19 protein-coding genes are annotated in these 20,436 nt (G+C 48.1%); 13 read left to right on the top strand and 6 right to left on the bottom strand.

The window, feature by feature from the left end; translation table 11 throughout:
* Positions 1-34 precede the first annotated feature (34 nt).
* From V144x_RS18060 to V144x_RS18025, 8 genes are all read left to right on the top strand, one after another.
* Positions 35-1,534, top strand: coding sequence for an outer membrane protein assembly factor BamB family protein (locus tag V144x_RS18060; RefSeq protein WP_144986771.1), 1,500 nt, complete (start codon positions 35-37; stop codon positions 1,532-1,534).
* A 9-nt stretch (positions 1,535-1,543) separates the two neighbouring features.
* On the top strand, positions 1,544-2,818 hold the full coding sequence (locus V144x_RS18055; RefSeq protein ID WP_144986769.1) for a glycoside hydrolase family 71/99-like protein: 1,275 nt from the start codon (positions 1,544-1,546) through the stop codon (positions 2,816-2,818).
* Positions 2,819-2,942: 124 nt separating this feature from the next.
* A complete protein-coding gene (locus tag V144x_RS18050; protein WP_144986767.1) occupies positions 2,943-3,977 on the top strand; it encodes a LacI family DNA-binding transcriptional regulator in 1,035 nt (344 codons plus the stop codon).
* Positions 3,978-4,014: 37 nt separating this feature from the next.
* Positions 4,015-5,082: a nucleoside hydrolase gene (locus V144x_RS18045; RefSeq protein ID WP_144986765.1), complete on the top strand. Its 1,068-nt coding sequence runs from the start codon at positions 4,015-4,017 to the stop codon at positions 5,080-5,082.
* Between the two features lie 16 nt (positions 5,083-5,098).
* On the top strand, positions 5,099-6,031 hold the full coding sequence (rbsK, locus tag V144x_RS18040) for a ribokinase (protein WP_144986762.1): 933 nt from the start codon (positions 5,099-5,101) through the stop codon (positions 6,029-6,031).
* 13 nt (positions 6,032-6,044) lie between these two features.
* On the top strand, positions 6,045-7,028 hold the full coding sequence (locus tag V144x_RS18035; RefSeq protein ID WP_232102568.1) for a sugar ABC transporter substrate-binding protein: 984 nt from the start codon (positions 6,045-6,047) through the stop codon (positions 7,026-7,028).
* The gene (locus tag V144x_RS18030; RefSeq protein ID WP_144986760.1) at positions 7,025-8,584 is read left to right on the top strand and encodes a sugar ABC transporter ATP-binding protein; all 1,560 of its coding nucleotides are present in this window, start codon (positions 7,025-7,027) and stop codon (positions 8,582-8,584) included. The genes V144x_RS18035 and V144x_RS18030 overlap by 4 nt, the downstream gene beginning before the upstream one ends.
* A complete protein-coding gene (locus V144x_RS18025) occupies positions 8,581-9,585 on the top strand; it encodes an ABC transporter permease (RefSeq protein WP_144986754.1) in 1,005 nt (334 codons plus the stop codon). Before V144x_RS18030 ends, V144x_RS18025 begins: the two co-directional genes overlap by 4 nt.
* A 149-nt stretch (positions 9,586-9,734) precedes the next feature.
* Here the strand turns inward: V144x_RS18025 and V144x_RS18020 are convergent, their stop codons facing one another.
* The gene (locus tag V144x_RS18020) at positions 9,735-11,288 is read right to left on the bottom strand and encodes a glycoside hydrolase family protein (protein ID WP_144986752.1); all 1,554 of its coding nucleotides are present in this window, start codon (positions 11,286-11,288) and stop codon (positions 9,735-9,737) included.
* Between the two features lie 307 nt (positions 11,289-11,595).
* Here V144x_RS18020 and V144x_RS18015 point away from each other — a divergent pair, with 307 nt between their 5' ends.
* Both V144x_RS18015 and V144x_RS18010 read left to right on the top strand, forming a co-directional pair.
* On the top strand, positions 11,596-12,453 hold the full coding sequence (locus tag V144x_RS18015; protein ID WP_144986750.1) for a TIGR02452 family protein: 858 nt from the start codon (positions 11,596-11,598) through the stop codon (positions 12,451-12,453).
* Positions 12,454-12,605: 152 nt separating this feature from the next.
* Entirely contained in the window at positions 12,606-13,496 is an 891-nt protein-coding gene (locus tag V144x_RS18010) for a PH domain-containing protein (protein ID WP_144986748.1), read from the top strand.
* A gap of 25 nt (positions 13,497-13,521) precedes the next feature.
* Here V144x_RS18010 and V144x_RS18005 read toward each other — a convergent pair whose 3' ends face one another.
* Genes V144x_RS18005 through V144x_RS17995 form a run of 3 tightly spaced genes read right to left on the bottom strand, consistent with a single transcriptional unit; the run spans position 13,522 to position 16,687 of the window.
* Positions 13,522-14,781, bottom strand: a complete 1,260-nt coding sequence (locus V144x_RS18005) for an NAD(P)/FAD-dependent oxidoreductase (RefSeq protein WP_144986746.1) — start codon at positions 14,779-14,781, stop codon at positions 13,522-13,524.
* Positions 14,778-15,722: a proline racemase family protein gene (locus V144x_RS18000; protein ID WP_144986744.1), complete on the bottom strand. Its 945-nt coding sequence runs from the start codon at positions 15,720-15,722 to the stop codon at positions 14,778-14,780. The genes V144x_RS18005 and V144x_RS18000 overlap by 4 nt, the downstream gene beginning before the upstream one ends.
* A 17-nt stretch (positions 15,723-15,739) precedes the next feature.
* Complete coding sequence (locus V144x_RS17995; protein WP_144986742.1) at positions 15,740-16,687, bottom strand: dihydrodipicolinate synthase family protein; 948 nt, start codon at positions 16,685-16,687, stop codon at positions 15,740-15,742.
* A 169-nt stretch (positions 16,688-16,856) separates the two neighbouring features.
* On the opposite strand from V144x_RS17995, the gene V144x_RS17990 reads away from it, so the two are divergent.
* From V144x_RS17990 to V144x_RS17980, 3 genes are all read left to right on the top strand, one after another.
* Positions 16,857-17,591 (top strand): AraC family transcriptional regulator, encoded by a 735-nt coding sequence (locus V144x_RS17990; RefSeq protein WP_144986740.1) that lies wholly within the window; start codon positions 16,857-16,859, stop codon positions 17,589-17,591.
* Between the two features lie 99 nt (positions 17,592-17,690).
* Complete coding sequence (locus tag V144x_RS17985; RefSeq protein ID WP_144986738.1) at positions 17,691-18,233, top strand: cysteine hydrolase family protein; 543 nt, start codon at positions 17,691-17,693, stop codon at positions 18,231-18,233.
* A 208-nt stretch (positions 18,234-18,441) separates the two neighbouring features.
* A complete protein-coding gene (locus V144x_RS17980) occupies positions 18,442-19,329 on the top strand; it encodes a hypothetical protein (protein ID WP_144986736.1) in 888 nt (295 codons plus the stop codon).
* 24 nt (positions 19,330-19,353) lie between these two features.
* Here the strand turns inward: V144x_RS17980 and V144x_RS17975 are convergent, their stop codons facing one another.
* Together V144x_RS17975 and V144x_RS17970 are read right to left on the bottom strand one after the other, a co-directional pair.
* A complete protein-coding gene (locus tag V144x_RS17975) occupies positions 19,354-19,647 on the bottom strand; it encodes a hypothetical protein (RefSeq protein WP_144986734.1) in 294 nt (97 codons plus the stop codon).
* A gap of 35 nt (positions 19,648-19,682) precedes the next feature.
* The gene (locus V144x_RS17970) at positions 19,683-20,396 is read right to left on the bottom strand and encodes a DUF899 domain-containing protein (protein WP_144986732.1); all 714 of its coding nucleotides are present in this window, start codon (positions 20,394-20,396) and stop codon (positions 19,683-19,685) included.
* Positions 20,397-20,436 lie beyond the last annotated feature (40 nt).

Here is a 20,436-nt window from a genome sequence, read left to right as displayed (position 1 = left end):
TACCGGCTTCCATGATTTTCAGGAGAGACTACCAATGCTTTCGATGCGAAAACAGGCTGTGATACTTGCTCTAGTTACTTGTTGTTATAGTTTCCTGAATGAGACTGCTTTGTTACAGGCAGAAGATTGGCCTCAATTCCGCGGTCCGAATTGTTCGGGAGTCTCCTCGGCAAAAAACGCGTTACCGGCGGAATTCAGTGACCAGAAAAATGTCATCTGGTCGGAGAAACTTGGAGATGGCATCGGTTGCCCTGTTGTTGCTGCGGGGCGTGTCTTTACCTCAGGTATGGTGGGTAAAGACAAAGTCGCACTCTATGCCTTCGATGCCAAGACCGGGAAAAAACTGTGGGAGCGTGTCTGGAAGACCGGCGAACTGCTCGAAATTCATAAGACCAACAGCTTTGCCGCAACCACACCGGCTGCCGACGACGAACGCGTTTACTTTTACTTCAGCACACTCGGCATGTTGGCCGTCGATGCAGAAACAGGAGCTGACATCTGGCAGAAGAAACTTCCTGTGCCTTATTTTGTATTCAAATGGGGGGCGGGCATGTCTCCTACGCTTTATAAAGATTTGGTACTCTTCTGTCAGGACGATGACCTGGCGCCTGCGTTCTATGCATTCGACAAGGCAACCGGAAAGATTGTCTGGAAAGATGATCGCAGCGATCAGGCTGTGAACTATTCCCATCCCGTTATTTGTGAAACCGACAAAGGAGACGAGATTGTTGTTGCCGGTACCGGTAAGTTAATCGGTTACGATCCGAAAACCGGTAAGCGGCTCTGGAGTGCCCGTACATTGTTACGTAATATTAAAACGACTCCCGTCAGCCGTGATGGCATTATCTACGTTGCACTCCAAAGTGGTGGCATTGCCAACCAGTGGCTGGCTTCCATCGATCGCTGGGAGACAGGTAACAGCGATGGGAAAGTGACCAAAGACGAAATTCAGGCGTTTGTGGGTAAAGTCAAAGTTCCCGAGGCCTTCTATAAAAAGACATTTGATCGTGGAGACCTGAATAAAGATGGTGCACTGGAAGGTAAGGAACTGGACATCGCGTTTCTTCCACCGGGTAATGAGGCAGGTGCGAAGTTTGGAGAAGAACCGGCACAGCAGTTTATCCTGGCAGTGAAAGGTGGTGGTAGAGGTGATGTGACCAAATCACATTTACTCTGGAAACATCCAACCAAACACACCGATCATATTGTCTCGCCTCTGGTAACGGCAGATCGCATGTTTCTGGTCAAGGGGGGCGGGATTTCAACCTGTTATGAAGTGGGGAAAGGCAAGAAGCTCTGGGGGCCCAAGCGAATTCAAAATGAAAGTGAATATTTTGCTTCGCCGATTTTTGGCGATGGGAAGATTTATGTCGCTGGCGAGAACGGCAAGATCGTTGTGTTAGAAGATGGCCCGGAGCAAAAGATTCTCGCTAAGAACGACATGGGCGATTCCATTCTGGGTACTCCCGCGATTGCCGACGGTCGGATGTTTGTTCGCACACGCAGCAAGTTGATTTGTGTGGGTGAGAAGTAAGTATTCAATATGCGGAAGTTAATTGTGAATTCAGGCTACAATGTGTTGAGCAACATTTTTGTAACATTTATGAGCTCTGCTGTGGTCATGCTCATGCTAAGTCTGAATTCTGCTCTGTCTGCTGAGGTGAATTCTGCCAAACCGGTTCTCGTCCATTATATGCCCTGGTACGCTTCCAAGCCTGTCAGTGGCGAATGGGGATGGCACTGGACGATGGGTCGTTTTGATCCCGAAAAAATTCGCAGTAATGGTCAGCGCGAGGTGGCCTCTCATGATTATCCGCTGATTGGTCTCTATGATTCGAATGATCCCGATGCGCTGGAATGTCATGTGCTTCAGATGAAAATGGCTGGCATCAATGGCGTGATCGTTGACTGGTATGGAATTTCTGACTTTCGGGACTATGGTCACATTCACCGCAATACACGTCATCTGGTCAAATTTATCAAACAAGCGGGACTCAAATTTGCGATCTGTTATGAAGACCAGACGATCAAGCATATGCTCGAGAACAAATTCATTTCGCAGCAGGACGCGGTTGCCCGCGGAAAGGATGCTTTCAAATGGCTTGACGAACATTGGCTTGCCGATGATGCGTATGTCAAAATTCAGGGCCAGCCGATTCTTCTGGTTTTTGGGCCTCAGTATTATCACAAAGCAAATTGGCTCCAGCTCAAAGCTGGTTTGTCTCTGCCTCCCCTGCTCTTTGGTTTGCCGCATCTGACAAAATCGGCAGGCTTTGATGGTATGTTTCTCTGGCCTCCTGTCTCAGGGGGGAAAACAGTGACTCCCGATGAGTGGCAAAAACAACTTCGTTTGCATTATGACAAATCATCGGCAGAGCCGGTTCTTGCCGTAGCCTTTCCCGGTTTTCATGACATTTACGAGCAAGCTGGTTTACATAAGAGTTATGGATTGATTGAAGCGCGGGGTGGCAAGACCCTGGAGGAATCGTTGAAACTGGCTGCAGAGAGTGACTCCCCCCTGATTCAGATTGCAACCTGGAATGATTACGGCGAAGGAACCATAGTTGAACCTGATACAAAACGTGGCTATCAGTCTCTGGAAATGATCCAGAACTTCATCAAGTCACAGGACAGCAATGTCACGACTGCAACTGCCAATGATTTACGATTGCCAGCGCGACTGTATCAACTGAAAAAACAGTATCAAAAACAACCAGATGAGTTACAAAAACTAAAAAAAGCGGCGGCGTTTCTATTTGCGAGTCAGTATGACGCGGCACGTGAAATTCTTGAGTCTTACCCGCTAAAAACCCGTTGAATTTGTTCTCAGCAACGACAGCATTTGGCATACTTGTGAGCCATTCTCTGTACTGAATGATCCCGAGGCTTGATTTCCTGTTGAAATTCGCTATTATGCACAATCGATTGTGCAAAGGGGTTATATGAGTCATTCTGCGAACAAACAGATTACATTAAAACAGGTGGCAGAAGCGGCTGGAGTGAGCGTTTCAACGGCTTCTCGGGCTCTGGCGGGGAAAGCGGAAGCCTATCGAATCAGTCGTTCAACTGAACGCTCAGTGCAAGCGGCGGCGAAACGATTGCAGTTTCAACCCAGTCTGTTGGCGAAATCTTTGCGCTCTCAACGTACCAAATTACTGGGTGTGGTCCTGCCCAACATCGCCAACCCGTTTTTTGCAGCGATCGCCCGAGAAATCACATTAGCGGCAGAAGAGGATGAGTTCTCAGTGCTCCTGGCAGACAGCCAGGAAAATGGCGAGACTGAAGTGCATCTAGTCGAGCAATTGCAGGCTCGACAGATTGAAGGTCTGGTGGTGTGTCCCGTCGGGATTCAAAATCAGCACCTTACCAAAATTATCAGACAGAACTTGCCTCTGGTGTTAGTAGACCGAGGATTTGCACACAAAAATTTAGTCACGGTGACCTCTGATCATCGTGAGGGGGCTCGTGCAGCGACAAAGTTATTAACTGAGCAGGGACACCAGCAGATTGGCGTATTACAGGGGCTACCCGATACATTGCCGAACACGGAGCGTTTAAGAGGTTACCGTGAAGAACTCAAACGTTGCGGGGGCGCCTTTGATCCGACATTGATTGCAGGAAATCATTTCGATGAATCCTCGGGCTATCAGGCCGCACATCAACTATTATCCGCTCATCCTGAGATCACTGCGCTGTTTGCATTCAGTAACCAGAATGCCTTAGGGGCACTGCGGGCGGCTGCGGAACTGGGACGTAAGATTCCCGACGATCTTTCATTGATTGCCTTTGATGATCATCCTTTTGCCGCCTATCTGGCCGCACCGCTCACATCGGTTTGTCAGGATGTAAGTCAATTGGGGCGCGTTGCCGCGAGCTTGCTGATGGAACAAATCAAAACCGGAAAACAACCTACAGAAAAACAACATCGTATTCCTGTCGAAATCATTAATCGATCTTCGATTGCAAAAGTCGAGTGAACATAAATAAAACAACTCTGAGAAAGGTTTCAAGAAAATGAATCAAAATGCGAAGTCGCTCAACTATCGTTACTCATGGCTCGTTTGTAGTTTTTTTTGTTGCACATTGTTATGGATGAGTGCGACATTGGAGGCAGAGGAACCAGAGCGTCCTGTCCCACTGATCTTTGATACCGATATCGGAAATGACGTAGATGATGTCCTGGCGCTAGGCATGATTCATGCACTCGAAGCCCGTGGCGATTGTAAATTGCTGGCCGTTACGATTACGAAAGACAATCCACTGGCTGCATCGTTCACTGACGCGGTGAATACGTTTTATGGCAAAGGTGAAGTTCCGATTGGCATCTGTCGGAGTGGGGTAACACCCACAACAGGCAAGTTTAACAAACTGGCTCAACAAAAAGACAACGGCAAATTACGCTATCCCCATGATTTGAAAGATGCCAAGCAGATCCCCGATGCTGTAACGGTCTTACGCAAAGCATTGGCTGGCGCGAAAGATAGTTCAGTGGTCATTGCACAAGTCGGTTTTTCGACCAATCTGGCGAATTTACTGAAATCGACCAGAGATGACATCAGTCCGTTGACTGGAAAACAACTGGTGAAACAAAAAGTGAAGCTGCTTTCGATCATGGCGGGGGCGTTTGAAAAAATTCCCAGAAAAGGGAAACTGGTTGATCATCTCGAGTATAATATTATTAAGGATGTCCCAGCCGCGCAAAAGCTGGCTCAGGAATGGCCGACACCCGTTGTGTGGAGTGGTTATGAAATTGGTCTATCGGTACCCTATCCGCATGAAAGCATCGAAGAGGATTATAATTACACGCCTCATCATCCGTTAGCCGAGGCATACATTCTGTATAACCCTCCGCCTCACAATCGTCCGACCTGGGATTTAACGAGTGTGCTTTATGCGGTCTTTCCTCATCGCGGGTATTTTGGTCTTTCGGATTCAGGCGATGTCGATGTCAAAGACAATGGTCTGACGACATTTAAGAAAAACGATCAAGGTCGTCACCGCTATTTAAAGCTGAATGATGCCCAACGCCAGCGGCTGATCGAAGCGCTCGTGCAGCTTTCCAGTCAACCACCTGCAAAATAGAAGCGAAGATTGTTTAATGGCTGAGAAGCAACAAGCGAAGATCACTGTCGTCGGTTCCATCAACATGGATTTGATGATCCGTGCGTCAAATCTGCCACTCCCTGGTGAGACGGTCATTGCTGATTCTAAAGTGGAAAATCCGGGAGGCAAAGGTGCGAATCAGGCGGTGGCAGCAGCCCGCATGGGCGCGGAAGTCACAATGATTGGCTGTGTGGGAGATGACAGTTTTGCTACGCAATTGTTGCAGAACCTTGCAGAAGAAAACGTTGATACATCGCGCATTATACGGCGAGAGAATACCGCCAGTGGTGTCGCAGTAGTGATGGTGGAAGAGAGTGGCGAGAATGCGATTCTCGTTGTGCCTGGTGCCAACGCTCTGGTCAATCAGCAGGAGATCGAACAAGCTAGAGAGGTGATATACGGCAGTGATGTTTTGCTGATGCAATTGGAGGTGCCGCAGGAGATCGTCGCGTATACAACACAGATCGCACGCGATGCGGGAGTGCCTGTGATTCTCGATCCGGCGCCTGCTCCGCTTGAATGTTGTGCCGATTTATTGAATGTCGATTTGATTTGCCCCAATCAATCCGAGGCGGCGGCATTGCTGGGGAAACCGGTTGAGTCAATGGACGATGCGGTGTCGCTGATGAAAGAACTGATACAGCTTGGCCCGAAACAGGCAATCATCACGATGGGGGAACAAGGGGCAGTTCTGTTTGACGGAGAGACCATTCAAACAGTGCCGTCATTTGCCGTAGAAGCCATCGATTCTACAGCTGCCGGTGATGCGTTTGCAGCGGGAATAGCCGTTCGCCTGGCAGAGCATGCGAGTTTGATCGAAGCGGTACAGTTTGCTTCCGCCGCGGGTGCGTTGGCTGCATCGGGCGCAGGAGCACAAACAGCGATGCCGACACGAGAACAGATCGAAACACTTTTAAAACGACAATAAGAGGGACGCTCAAATGAACGAGTTCAGAAGACATTGGCATTATAGTTTATTGTTGGCATTCTGTTGCCTGCTGATGAGCTGCACAGAAAACAGTGATCAGAAAGCTGAGCAGGTTGACGTCAATTCGGGAGATAAAAAACCACGGATTGCTTTAATCATGAAGTCACTGGCGAACGACTTTTTTTCTTCCATGGCGGAGGGAGCTAAAAAACATCAACAGCAACAAGGGGATGAATATGAACTCATTGTGAACGGAATCAAGGATGAGCGAGATCTCAGTCGTCAGGTGGCACTCGTTGAAGAAATGGTAGCTAACGGCGTGGATGCAATTGTGATTGCCCCCGCGGATTCAAAAGCGCTGGTTCCTGCTCTCCGTCGCGCGCGGGAAGCGGGGGTGGTGGTCGTAAACATCGATAATAAGCTGGATCAGGAAATCCTGGAAGCGGAAAAAATTTCAATTCCCTTCGTTGGGCCCGATAATCAAGCGGGAGCCAAAAAGGTGGGCGATTTCCTGGCTTCGAAGCTGAAGTCGGGTGATGAAGTGGTTGTATTAGAAGGCATCCGAACCTCATTTAACGGAACACAGCGGCGACTTGGTTTTGAGGCGGCGATGCAGGATGCGGGAATCAAGATTGTAGACAGTCAGTCGGCACAATGGGAAATGAGTATGGCGAATACTCTGGCCCTTTCGATGCTTAGCGAGCATCCGAATGTCAAAGCGATTCTGGCAGCGAATGACAGTATGGCTCTGGGGGCATTAGCGGCCGTCAAGAATAATAACAAGACTGGCGAGGTGGCCATTGTCGGATTTGATAATATCGCCGCCGTTCAACAGGCAATTCGGGATGGCCAGATCCTGGCGACGGCCGACCAGCATGGTGGTGAGCTGGCGGTGTTTGGAATTGAACACGCATTGCGTTTGATAGAGGACCCGGATGCGAAAGTTGAAGATCGCGAAACCCCCGTCGATCTCATTACCGCTGAGGTTCTGAAATGAATGGTGAGTCGCAGCCGCTCCGTCTTACCGTCCGCGGACTGTGCAAGGATTACGTTGTACGGGTATTGGATAACGTGCAGTTTGAACTCAAAGCAGGTGAAATCCACGCGCTGCTGGGAGCCAATGGTGCGGGCAAAAGTACGCTCTGTCGGATTATCGCCGGTTTGACGCTAGCAACTTCGGGCAGCATGACTCTGAACGGCGAGTTGTACAATCCCCGCGATAAACGCTCTGCCGAGTCGTTGGGTGTCCAGATTGTACAACAGGAACTGAATCTGATTCCGACGTTGACTGTCGCTGAAAATCTATTACTGGGACGCTTTCCACAGCGGTGTGGGATCGTCAATCGAAAGTTACTCCATGCACATGCACGAGTGGCTTTGGATCGATTCGGGTTAAACGATATCGACACCAATCAAATGGCGGGTAGCCTCGGTGTTGGCCAGCAACAGATGCTGGAAATCGCAGCGGCCCTGGATCGGAATTGTCAGGTGTTGATTCTGGATGAACCGACGGCGGCATTGAGTGCTGGTGAAACCGAGCGGCTGTTTACGCGGCTCTCTGAACTGAGAAAGAATGGTGTTGGTATTATTTATATCAGTCATCGGCTGGATGAAATCGCTCAGATTGCCGACCGTCTGACTGTGTTGCGAGATGGCAAATATGTAAACACTCATAAGGTGGATGAGTTCAAACCGATCGAACGAGTGATTGATCTCATGACGGGAGAAACAGGGACGGCGCAGCACGCAATTCAGAATCATCGGTCTTATGCAACGAACCAGGAAATGATTCGTGTTTCCGGATTGGGGCGCGCGTCCGTGGTTCAAAATGTGAATTTTTCAGTCAAAGCGGGCGAACGTTATGGAATCGCCGGTCTGGTGGGATCGGGGCGTACTGAACTGTTACGGTTGATATTTGGGGCTGACCGAGCGGACAGCGGAGAAATTTTTTTACGGGGGGAATCATCGGCTTATCAGTTTGACCATCCTCATACAGCAGTCTCACAACGACTGGCAATGGTAACAGAAGATCGCAAGCAAAACGGGTTGTTACTTTCACAATCGATTCGGGTGAATACGACACTCTCCAGCATGGATTTGCTGGCTGGTTCCGTTGGTATCATCAATCGAAGCCAGGAAAGAAAGCTCGTCGAAGCACAGCGGGACACGATGCAAATTCACGCCCGCAATATTGAGCAAACTGTGAGTACGCTGAGTGGTGGCAATCAACAAAAGGTGACCGTGGCAAAGTGGTTGTTAAAAGACGCCGACGTGTTTCTGTTTGATGAACCGACTCGCGGCATTGATGTGGCAGCCCGCAGAAAGATTCATCAGCTATTCGACAAGCTTGCTAAACAAGGTAAGGCACTCATTATTGTAAGCAGTGATCTGGAAGAACTGTTCGAGACCTGTGATCGCATCGGCGTGATGTCGGCGGGGAAACTGGTTTCAGAATATACCCGCGAAACATGGTCCTACGACGCGATCATGCAAGATTGCTTTTCAGGATACACACAACCAGAGACTCATCTTGTTCCAGGATCAAACGTATGAACGACTCCCCTGCCCCTGTTTCCGAGACGACTTCTGCTTCACGCTCTGTCAGCGGAAACCTGATGTCTTCGCTCCTGCAATACGTGGGATTGCTGGGTGTGCTGGCGCTGTTGGTTCTGATCTTCAGTCTGATGAGCCAGAATTTTCTGTCGCAGCAGACTTTGATCACGATTGCCAATCAAATTCCTGACCTGACAGTGATTGCCGTTGGGATGACGCTGGTACTGATTATCGGTGGCATTGATTTGTCGGTGGGTTCGCTGTTGGCACTCTCTTCAGCCGTATTGGGGGTGTTGATGGTTAACTATGGCTGGCCGCTTTGGGCGGCGGTTCCCATCTGTCTGGGAGTGGGGGCGTTTTGTGGCGTGTTGAATGGTGTGATCAGCGTGAAAGCGAGTATCCCATCGTTCATCGTTACATTGGGCATGCTGGAAATGGCACGCGGCAGTGCCTATCTGATGACAGATTCACAGACAAAATACATTGGCTCTTCGATTGAATGGATTGGCGTGCCAATGAAGGGCCTCGCATTCTCTCCTGCGTTTCTGTTATCGCTGGTCATCGTTGCGGCGGGACAATATTTGCTCACACGGACTGTGTTTGGCAGATACTGCATCGCCATTGGCACAAACGTGGAAGCAGTGCGCATGTCGGGCATCCGCACAGCTCCCTACTCAATCACCGTGTTCACAATCAGCGGTTTGATGTGTGGTTTAGCTGGCATCATGCAAACTTCCAGACTTTCCACTGCCGACCCCAACGCCGCCGTCGGATTAGAACTGGCGGCCATCGCAGCCTGTGTGATCGGCGGTACCAGCCTGATGGGCGGTCGCGGTTCGGTGATCAATACGTTCTTCGGTGTGCTAATCATCGCCGTCCTGCAAACAGGGCTGGCTCAGGTTGGGGCTTCGGATCCGATTAAACGTGTGATTACGGGAGCGGTGATCATTGTCGCGGTGTTACTGGACGCCGCTCGACAGCGGTGGAAGCGGCGTGGGTGAGTTGGCTTTGATGTGGTTGTTTCACTACCACGAAAGATACAAAAGTTTGGGTTGTTGGGTTTGTTAGTTCAACGCACTGTCGGCCTAAAGAATGAGCCGACAGTGGCACTTGCATATTTTAAGAAATTACTTTTGCCTTACATCCTCGTTTATTTAAACCGCAGCGAATACAGATCCGCGTCTTTGAGTTTGATTTTCATGCGGATTGGTTTGCCGGCGAGTTGGCTGACGTCGGAACCATTTTTCCAGTGAACGGAGCGTGAGAGTGTGTCGCCGAAGAGTTCGATGCCCTCTTTTTCTGTGAAGCCGGGGATCGGTTTGCCGTCTGGGGTTTGTAATTCGACGACAATGGAACCGGCGGCGGAGGTGGCGAAGTTGAACAGCAGTTCTTTACCCTTGAACGTGAAGGGTTTAGTGATGATCTCTCCTCCCTTCATCGGTGCTTTTAGAGAGACAAAGCCGTCGATTCGCATCGTGTAGCGTCTCAGTTGATTGCTTGTTCCGGTCCAGTAGCCCTCGGAAGCATAGAGAGAAAGTTCATTCGGAGCACCTTCGGTGGTAGATTTGGTTTCGACCATTTGCCAGGCAATGTATTGATTGCCGTAGGCCCAGGTGTCGTTGCGTTCGGGGCCGGGACGCAGGAAGGCTTCCTGCCAGCGTTTGAATTTCACGCCGTCACGGCTGGTCATGAAAAGGGCTTCGGTAATGGCCATGCCATAACGATCAGAAATGGAAGAACGCATCTTACGATGTTTCGCATCGGGCAGCGCTTCCATCGATTTTGACCAGCCACGTTCGATGTAACGTGTGGGCAAGCCGATCAGAATGTGGGGAGCACGATAGTAGGGTTTGATTTGATTCGTATAGAGATGCTCGGGTGGTGCATCGCCATAAGTCAGGTTCTGGGGCTTGCTCCAATTCAGTAAGTCTTCAGAGGTCGCGGTACGGATATCGCGATAGCCGGCCGGCTTCCAGACTTTATCAGTGGTGCCGGCTGTAAAATAACGCCAGTAGGCGCGGTATTTTTTGATGGTGGGATCCCAGAACGCCAGGTTTTGTGAATCGAAGGCACCATGGGTAATCACCGGTTTATCAATCATGAGCGACCAGTGAATGCCATCTGGTGATTTCAGGACGAGCAGACCTTTGGGACCGCGGGAGCGCAGAATGGCCTTGTATTTGGCATCAGCAGTACAGTTCGGGTTTTCGTCTTTGAAGACGGCGGGATGCACGGGATCGGGTTGGGCATCTTTCATCCAGTCGCGACGTTCAAGCCCGATCACGATGTTGTTGTCTTTGGAGCCACCTTTCGGAAAAGCAAACAGGCCGAGATCAGGACGTTTCCAGTGGATTCCATCATCACTCTCAGCATAGCAGGTGAAGTTACTGGGATTGGGGCCGAGTTTTCCCTGCTGCACGTTGAGCTGCCAGGCTTTGTAGTACATACGATATTTGTCGCCGTCTTTGAAAATACTCTGATAGCCGCAGCCACTCCCTTCCCAGGGGGCATCATAGGTGAATACAACTCCCTGCGGAATGGGATGATGCAACACAAAGCGGGTCTCTGGTGAGCGCGATTCAATTAAGGTGTCATCCACCATTAATTCCAGTTGCGAGCCAATATTAATAGGTTCGGCTGCGAAGCTGATGCTTGAGGTGATGATGATCAAAAGTGAGAGGCAGAGGGCCAGCAATCGCTTCATGATGATGTTCCTGATTGATGTTATCTTGCGGCTGATGGATGAGGAGAGGACTTCTATTCTATCGAAAATTCTGACTGGATAGAAAGCCAAAGGGAAGTGATTCGACCACGAAATATACGAAAGGGATTGAGGTTTTGGGCGTCATTCGCGTGGAGCAGTCAGTATTAGCAGTTGTGTGAAAATTTTTCGAAATATTTTGTAAAAACTAGCGAACCTTTTTACGGATATCTTGTTGTATTAAATACACTAAGGTATTCTTGTTCTTAACAAGAAAAAATAAAAAAATTTAGGAAGAAAAGGATTTAGTATGAGTCGATCAGCAAGATCGCAACTGGCGAAAACAACATTAGAAGTGGTAGAAAAAGGTCGCTATGTGAATCCGCAAGGGGAATTGGTGGCGATTCAAGCGGAGGTGGAAGCATGTAATGCTGGGGCCGAGCATTTTGATCCAGAGCAACTGGATCAGATTAGACGTGACGTGTCTGAACAGCCGCGATCGTTTACGAGTACCAGTTTCCGTCTCGTGAATGAAACAACTTTAGAAGGCGCTCGTGAACTTTGTTCTGAAGAAGATTGCAGCAAAATAGGTGTACTCAATTTTGCGTCAGCTAAAAATCCTGGCGGTGGTTTCCTAGGAGGTAGTCAGGCACAGGAAGAAAGCTTGGCTCGGAGTTCAAGCTTATATAGTTCGTTGAATCTGTTTTTTGAAGAATACTATGATACACATCGGAATCTGCGGAGTGCCTTTTACTCAGATCGGATGATTTTCTCGCCAGGTTGTCCTGTGTTTCGTGATGACGCTGGTGCCTTTCTGGAAGCAAGTTACCAAGTGGACTTCCTGACCAGTGCAGCTCCGAATGCGGGGGCCATTCAGAAAAATGAACCTGATAAAGTTGATGCGATCCCGCAGTTATTCAAAACACGGATGGATAAAGTGCTGGCTTTATTCGCGGCAAAAGGCTGTGATGCGCTGGTTCTGGGGGCTTGGGGGTGTGGCGTTTTTCGAAATTGTCCTAAGATGGTGGCAGAGAATTTTTATGAATTTCTGTGTGAAGGTTCTCCATATTTTGGTCGTTTCAAGCAGGTTCGATTTTCTGTATTCGATCGGACGAAGGAAAAACCGATCTTTAAGGCGTTTGATCAATTCTTTGCAGAACTACTTTAACAATTCAGATTTGTGTGGATAAAAAATGAGGTCGGTCACCGAATAAAAAAATCACTCGAAAATTCAAGGATATTTTTTGAACAATTCGGCGTCTCGGGGTAAGATGCACGTTCCCACTTCTTTGACCGACTCAAATTTAGGAATTATAGGCTATGGCCGCTGTTGATAGTAATCTGGTGGATACCAAACTAACACAATTGAACCTCAGGTTATCGCCTGATATTAATTATCGACTGGAAACGATGTTTCCCAAAATTGAAGGGATGTTTGCTAACAGCGGGATTAAGAAAAAGTTCAAACTGGTGCAGCGTGTGGAACCGTTGTTGAAAGAGTTGCTTATGGAAAATGAGGAAGTGCTCTTTATTTCCAAAGGGAATCAGTCCTCTGTTTCTGAGCAGTTTTTTATGGGTGCACTCTGGGCACAAACGATTAATCATACGGTGGTGGTGCTCACGAATTTAAGACTGCTTTGTATTAGGACCAATGGCAAGGGAAAACCAAAACGAACCTTCTGGTCGATTTACTATAGCCAAATTAAGGAGTTGAAAAGTACGATCTTTGGAAACGCAAAAATTTGTCTGAAAGATGGCAAGAATCTGAACTATTCCGGTTTTCCCAAAATTGATCGCAAGACGATGCGGGCGGTGTTTCTGGATGCCTACAAATTGTTTGAAGAAAAAGGCTTTGATCCCGAAGTTTCTCAATCTCGCGAGAAACTGTGCGGCAATTGTTTTGATGTTGTTCCGAAACACAATTATGAGTGTGAAAGCTGTGGAGCCACTTTCTGGAAACCATCGGAGATCGGTATCCGTAGCTTTGTCTTCCCGTCTTGGGGTGACTTTGTCATGAAACATTATTCTGTGGCATGTGCTGAGCTACTCGGGTTTATGATCTTACTTATGGCAATCGCATTTGCAGTTTCAGATGGAGAGTATGGTTTTGCTGTATTCTTGTTTGTTATCGCTAATGGCGCTGACGCAGCAATTACTGCACAAATTGCTGCGAAAGGATTGCATCTCAAGAAGGTTCCCAGAGAAGCATGAGCGATCTTAATTGAAGCTCTGCATTTCAAAACCGCGCTGGTGAAAATGGATTCGCGTCAATGTGCGTGGGTTGGTCTTGCACGATCTCGGCAATTAATTTTCCTGTGGCGGTGGCCAAACTCATTCCGAGCATATTATGGCCGGTGGCGAGATAGGCATTCGTGAGATTGGGAACGCGGCCGATAATCGGCAGGCTATCCCAGGTCATGGGACGCCAACCGAACCATGTTTCCTGTTCGCGCTCTGTGAAGGGGGCAATCAGATAAGGCTCTGCAGATGTGCATAATTGAGCAATGCGATGCTTGGGGATTGAGGTGTCATAGCCTGCGAATTCCATCATTGACCCTAGACGATAGCCGTTTTCGAATGGTGAGACACCTACTTTATGCTCTGGAAACAGCATTGGATATTGTGGGCACGGCTCCGGCCGCTGCATCGTGACTGAGTAACCTTTGCCCGGCTGGATTGGAATCTGACATTCCAATTCCGCTGAGAATTGCGGGCTCCACGCACCTGTGGCAAAAATGATACGATCAGCGTCCATTTCTCCACACGAAGTATTCAGATGTGTGATCTGCTCATTCGATTTTCGAAGCTCTTGTAACTCGCAATTCTCGACGAATTTGACGCCTCTTTCTTTGAGATGGTCTACCCACTGTGAATTGAGTAAGTCCGGTCGCACGGAAGTATCGGACGGATAATAATAGGCACCTGCAAGATCGTGTTTTAGTGCGGGGTCAAATGCGGGGAGATCATGGCCTTTAATACAGTGGGCCTTCACCTCAAAGTGCTCGGACAGAATTTGATCTGTCTTCGAGAATTCGTGCATTCCTTTTTCGGTTTGCAACACATAGAGCAGTCCTTTTTCTGTCCATTCACAATCAAGCTGCTCTTCTTTGATGAGTTTGCGATATTCGACCATTGAAGAGTCTAGAATTGATTTGAGATGATTCCCCGAGGCGAGCATCTGGCGATGAGTGCAGCGTCTGGCGAATTGCCACATCCAGTTCCATAGAGCCGGGCTCAATCGTGGTTTGACACGAAAGGGGGCATGGGGAGTAAACAGTGATTTCAGAGCGACGCGAAATGCTCCCGGTTCTGTGAGAGGCAAGACGTGACTTGGACAGATATACCCACAGTTTCCATACGAGCAAGCGCCCGCGATCGACTTTCGGTCTATGACGGTAACCTGGATGCCTGTTTTTGACAGATAGTGAGCACAAGCAATTCCAATGATTCCCGAGCCGACAACAATCGCTGTTTTGGGTTCCGAGGAGACATTCATGATTGGCCTTCAACAGTGATTCCAAATCGAAATGGATCATTGGGTTGTTGGATGAGTTGTCCTTCTCCGCAGATATAAGCGTTACCAGTGATGGTGGGGACAATGTGGCCATCATTTATGTCGCAATAGGTGGCAAGAAAACGACTGCCGATAATACTTTCCTGAATCCAGGGTTCATTCGGCTTTAGTTTTCCGTCAGCAGCCAGACAAGCAAGTTTGGCACTGGTGCCGGTACCACAGGGGGAACGATCATAGGCACCACCGGGGCAATAAACGAAATTACGACTGTTTGCATCAGGGAATTCTGCAGGCCCGAAGAATTCAATGTGATCAATCTCTTCGTCATCTGCCCCGGTGATCTGTTGACGTTTCAGCTCTGATCTGATCAGTCGAGCCGCTTCAGTAAGTGGTCTCACATTTTCTAGCGTGAGTGCAACAGGTGATTGTTCAATCAGGAAAAACCAGTTCCCACCCCAGGCGATGTCACCAACAACCGTTCCTAAATCGGAAACATTCAGACTGACCTTTTGTCGAAAGCGATAACTGGGAACATTATGAATTGCAACTTTGTTAGGCGAGAGAAGACTGGCTTCGACAACCCCGACAGGTGTCTCTAACCGACAGATACCGAGTTCCACGCTCCCCTGATAGGCAAGAGTGACAGCCACCCCCATCGCACCATGACCACACATGCCCAGATAGCCGGTATTATTGAAGAAGATGACGCCCGCCGCACAAGTGGAATCGACAGGCTCACAAAGTAAAGCACCTACGACTGCCTCTGATCCACGTGGTTCACTAATCACCGCGCTACGATAGTTGTCAAATTCTTCTTTAAAGCGTTGCAAGCGTTCCGACAGAGAGCCACTACCCAGGTCTGGTCCTCCTCCGACGATGACACGTGTTGGCTCTCCTTCAGTATGTGAGTCGATGATGCGCATAATAGGCTCCTCGCGATTTAAGTGTTCGAACCTGGCCACATACTCCACCATTTTCTGAATTGTTCCCACTGCGAGCGAATAAAATTCTGTTGACTGGGACTGAGTGCATCCGATTTGTAGAAGTGATGTTCATACTTCGGATTGCCTTCCAGCACCATCAGATACTTGTAGTACAACACAAGGTCCGGGCCTTCATCATAAGTAGCAAGTACATTGAGTGCTTCCGTGAGTTCGAGTGCGAGTTTTCTCGCTTCTGCATCACCGGCGGCTGCCTGTTCGCAGAGTTCGATCAGACGCAGAGTTTCTTTTGGTAACGCATTACCGACACCTGTAATAGCACCGCTTGCGCCACAATGTACGTAGCCATGAAAGACCTGAGTATCTACACCTGCAATCAGCACAAGGTCCGGATCGCTATGAGTAATATGCTCAGCGGCGTAGCTCAGTGATTCCGCACCCCCGAATTCTTTGAATCCCACGAGATTGGAATAATCGCGGCGCAGATCGAAAAATAGATCCGCTTTCGTTTCGAAGCCATAATAGGGACTGTTATAAATCACAGCAGGAAGTTCACCGCCCGCTTTCAAGATAGCTGCAAAGTGATCACGCTGTGCTGTGGTCGAGGTGCCACGTGACAAGACACGTGGTATGACCATCAGTCCTGCCGCTCCAGTTTCTTTTGCGTGACTGGCAATCGCCACCGCGCGTTGCGTGTTTTGTGCTCCAGTGCCTACGACGACTGGTATGCCTGCTTCCACCAGTTGACGTACCCCTTCTCTGCGTTGTTCATCGGTGAGTAAGGGCCAGTCGCCCATAGAGCCACAGTAGACAACAGCCCGCATTCCGGCCGCGATGAGTTCACGACCTTTTTTGACTAGAGACTCAAAGTCAGGAAGACCATCAGCAGAACATGGTGTCATTAGAGCAGGAATACATCCGCGAAATACGTGTGCCTTATCAGTCACATCAGTTCTCCTTGTCGAAGCGTTTCGATCTTTAGCTTAATCGCGGCGCGATCCCGCTGAATACGAATTCAGAATACTGTATATGTTATGTCTAAAATTGTGCGTTGTCTTGACTAAGAGTCGACATTCAACTTAAAAAAGCGCACAATTATGAAATGGAGACAAACTCATGATTTATGAAATGCTAAGCCAACTTGATCCCCCCTTTACGGGTGAGGAGTTGTTTGATCACTTATCAGACATTGTTTTTTTCATCAAGAACGAGCGAGGGGAATATTTAGTTGTCAATAACACGCTTGTGGATCGTTGTAACGTTCAAGACAAGCGACAATTAATTGGATGCACTGCAGCCGAGGTACTTCCCGCGCCGCTGGGAACCAGTTTTGTGGCGCAGGACCTGTCGGTATTGCAAACGGGACAGCCGATTGTTTCGCAATTAGAACTGCATATTTACGCTTCAGGAGATGTGGGATGGTGTCTGACGACCAAACTCCCTTTACGAAAACGAAAAACCGGCACTGTTGTGGGATTGGTTGGTGTCTCCCAGGACCTACATTTGCCTGATATGACGACAGAAGCGTATCAGCACCTCGCAGCAGCGATTTCTTATGCTGAAGAACATCTGGCAAAGCCTCCCACAGTTGATGAACTGACTAAGATTGCTGAAATGTCACACTATCAACTCAACCGACGTATGCGTCATGTTTTTGGTCTGACTGCAGGTCAATGGCTTTTGAAATTGCGCATTGATCGTGCACGACAGGCACTGAGGGAGACTGAGGCATCGATTGCTTCCATCGCGTTGAGTGTGGGTTACTCCGATCAGAGTGCCTTCACACGTCAGTTTCGTCGTACAACGGGAATATCACCCCGCGACTATCAGAAGTCGAGAGATTACAGCTGATTAAAACAATTGTTGCTCGCTCACGATTATGCTATTCTGCGTATCGGGTCAATTGTTTTGGGTTTTAAAAGATCACTGTAAAGAATGTGAGGCGATTCAATGAGCCGTGCGCTGTTAGTCATCGACGTGCAAAATGAGTATTTTACTGGAGCATTGCCCATTACCCATCCCGCGGGGCATCTGGAAAAGATTTTGGAGGCGATGGATGCAGCGGCAGGTTCTGTACCAACCGTTGTGATACAACATTATTTTCCAGATTCAGATAAGCCGTTCTTTCAAAAAGGAACGCCGGAATGGGAACTACACCCTGAGGTAGCATCTCGTTCGTATGACCATCTAGTTCAGAAGACATTACCGGGAAGTTTTACAAGTACCGATTTAGAAGAATGGTTGCGTGATCGTGGTGTGGATACCATCACAATTGCAGGATACATGACGCATATGTGCTGTGACACAACAGCGCGACAGGCAGTACACCTGGGATTTACCGTTGAGTTTTTGGGTGATGCGACGGGGACACTCTCTCTCTCGAACTCCGCAGGAGAAGTGACGGCAGAAGAGTTGCATCGTTCGGTTCTCTGCGCACAGCAGATGATGTTGAGTGAAGTACTGGATGTGCAAAGCTGGACCGAGCGGATTTGATGATGATTCCTCGCATTTCTTTTGATTTGATGTCACTATTTCAGAGGTAAGCCAAGTCATGGCTAACTGATTCTATTTATGAGTCAACTACATTTCTTTCAAAACGGAGATAAAATTCACTTCCTGCTTTTTTTTGAAAATTTTCTGATGAATCTCGAGTAAAATAAGCTCAAACTTCTTTGATAACTCTATTAAGGAAGGGGGAGCCATGGAAACTGTTGACCGAGATCGAGTGGCAGAGAAATTAGGGGAATTGAATTTCTATTGGTATCCCAAAATTTCTTATCGGTTGGAAACAATGTTTCCTCGCATTGATGGGTTCTTCATTAATGTCCAAATCAGGGATAAGGTTGATTTGGTACGGCATCTTGAGCCTCTGCTGGGAATGATGCTTCTGAAAAAAGAAGTCGTTTTATTTCTCTCCAAAGGGAGTCAATCAACACTCTCCGATGTGTTTTTAATGGGCTCATTGTGGGCAGAAAGCACGTTGCATACCGTAATAGTATTTACGAATTTACGTGTGTTCTGTATTCGCACCGATAGGATGGGAATTCCTCATAAGACATTCTGGTCAATTTACTATAGCCAAATTGATGAGATCGTTTCCACGATTCTTGGCTATACAAAGATTTGCCTCAAAGATGGCAACAATTTGTGGTTTTCCGGATTTAACAAAGAAGCACAGCAAAGTATGCAGTGCCTTGTTGAGGAGATTGGACTGGAATATCGGGACAAAGGATTTGATCCTGCAGTGACTCAATCACAAGAGCAGCTTTGTGGTCACTGCTTTAGTGTGATTCCACCGAATATCTATCAGTGTGAGTGTTGTCGTGCTACCTATTGGACACCTTCCGAAGTTGGAATTCGCAGCTTTATCTTCCCTTCGTGGGGCGATATTGTGATGAGGCATTATGCATTGGCCTGCGCTGAGTTTTGTGGTTTTTTGTTATTAGTCCTGCTCACCTTAATCGCATTTTCTGAGGGGAAGTATTTCACAGGATTAGCAATTTTTTTCATCGCGAATTTGGCAGATGCCGCATTGAGCGTGCAAATCGCTACGAAAGGCCTGCACCTGAAAAAAATCCCCAAGAAATAGACAAACATTTGAGGTGTTGTCGAATCAGTGTGTACTCCAGGAGAGCCACCGTCGCTTGATGATCAAACTAATCGCAAACACAAAAGAAATACTCCAGAGTATGACCAGTAAAATTCTTAGATACCCGGCAACTGGTGTCGAAAGTCCGACACCAGTGAAGAGGGCAATATATGCAGCAACACAGGCAGGACACTTTGGCATTAATGCCAGAGCGAGCCCGGAGAGAAGACAGCTTAAAGTCGGTAGAATTTGTTTTGCAGGTTTACCGACTGTTGGTGTTTCTTTGAGAGAGGTTCTGCAGTGGCAAGATGAACTCATAATCAACTTTCTTTTGCGGAGCAACACTCGTCTAATTACTGTGCAGTCTTGTTGGTTTTATATTTATCGTGATGTCGCACCCAATCCATGGTTGTTTTCTCGTTGCGTCCGTTCGGAGTCAGATCAAGAAAATTATGTGCTCCCAGCAAAATGTCAAGACCGCGGGTATAAGTTGAATAGGTGTGATATAAGCTGCCGTCGGCTTCTTTGACGAAGACACTCAAGCCGGGCATTTCCTCTGCAACTTTCCCTGTATGTTCATAGTTGTAAAAGGCTGCTTCTTCAGCGATTTGCTCTTTTGTAAATGAGACACCAAAATCAAAGTTGAAATTGCTGCCCGCTGAAGAGACCCAGGGAAAAGCCCAACCCATTCTCTGTTTAAAATCCTGAAATTCGGCGAGAGGTGCCCGCGCGATGGCAACCAGAGAAACATCGTGGTGAGCCAGATGGAGATTGATCCCATCAAAATGATCAGCGAGAAAGGAACAGGAGACGCACCCTGCCTTCCAGCCAGGGCCGTACATAAAATGATAAACAATCAGTTGGCTGTTATCACCAAAAAGATCTGAGAGTGTTTGCTGACCAGATTCTGATTCAAACAGGTAGTCCTCTTCGACTTTGACACGTGGCAACTCTCTTCGTTGGCGCGCCAGATCGTCCAGTTCGTGCCTCACAGCTTTTTCTTTGATGAGTAATTCGCGACGGGCTTCGAGCCACTGATCGGGAGAAACAATTGCAGGGGATGACATTTGAGTTGTCCTCTTGAAATGAATGTGAAAGAAAGAAAAT

Source organism: Gimesia aquarii (genome assembly GCF_007748195.1).
Classification (GTDB): Bacteria; Planctomycetota; Planctomycetia; order Planctomycetales; family Planctomycetaceae; genus Gimesia; species Gimesia aquarii.
Note: the sequence above shows the minus strand (reverse complement) of the source record. Positions and strands in the feature narration are given on the sequence as shown.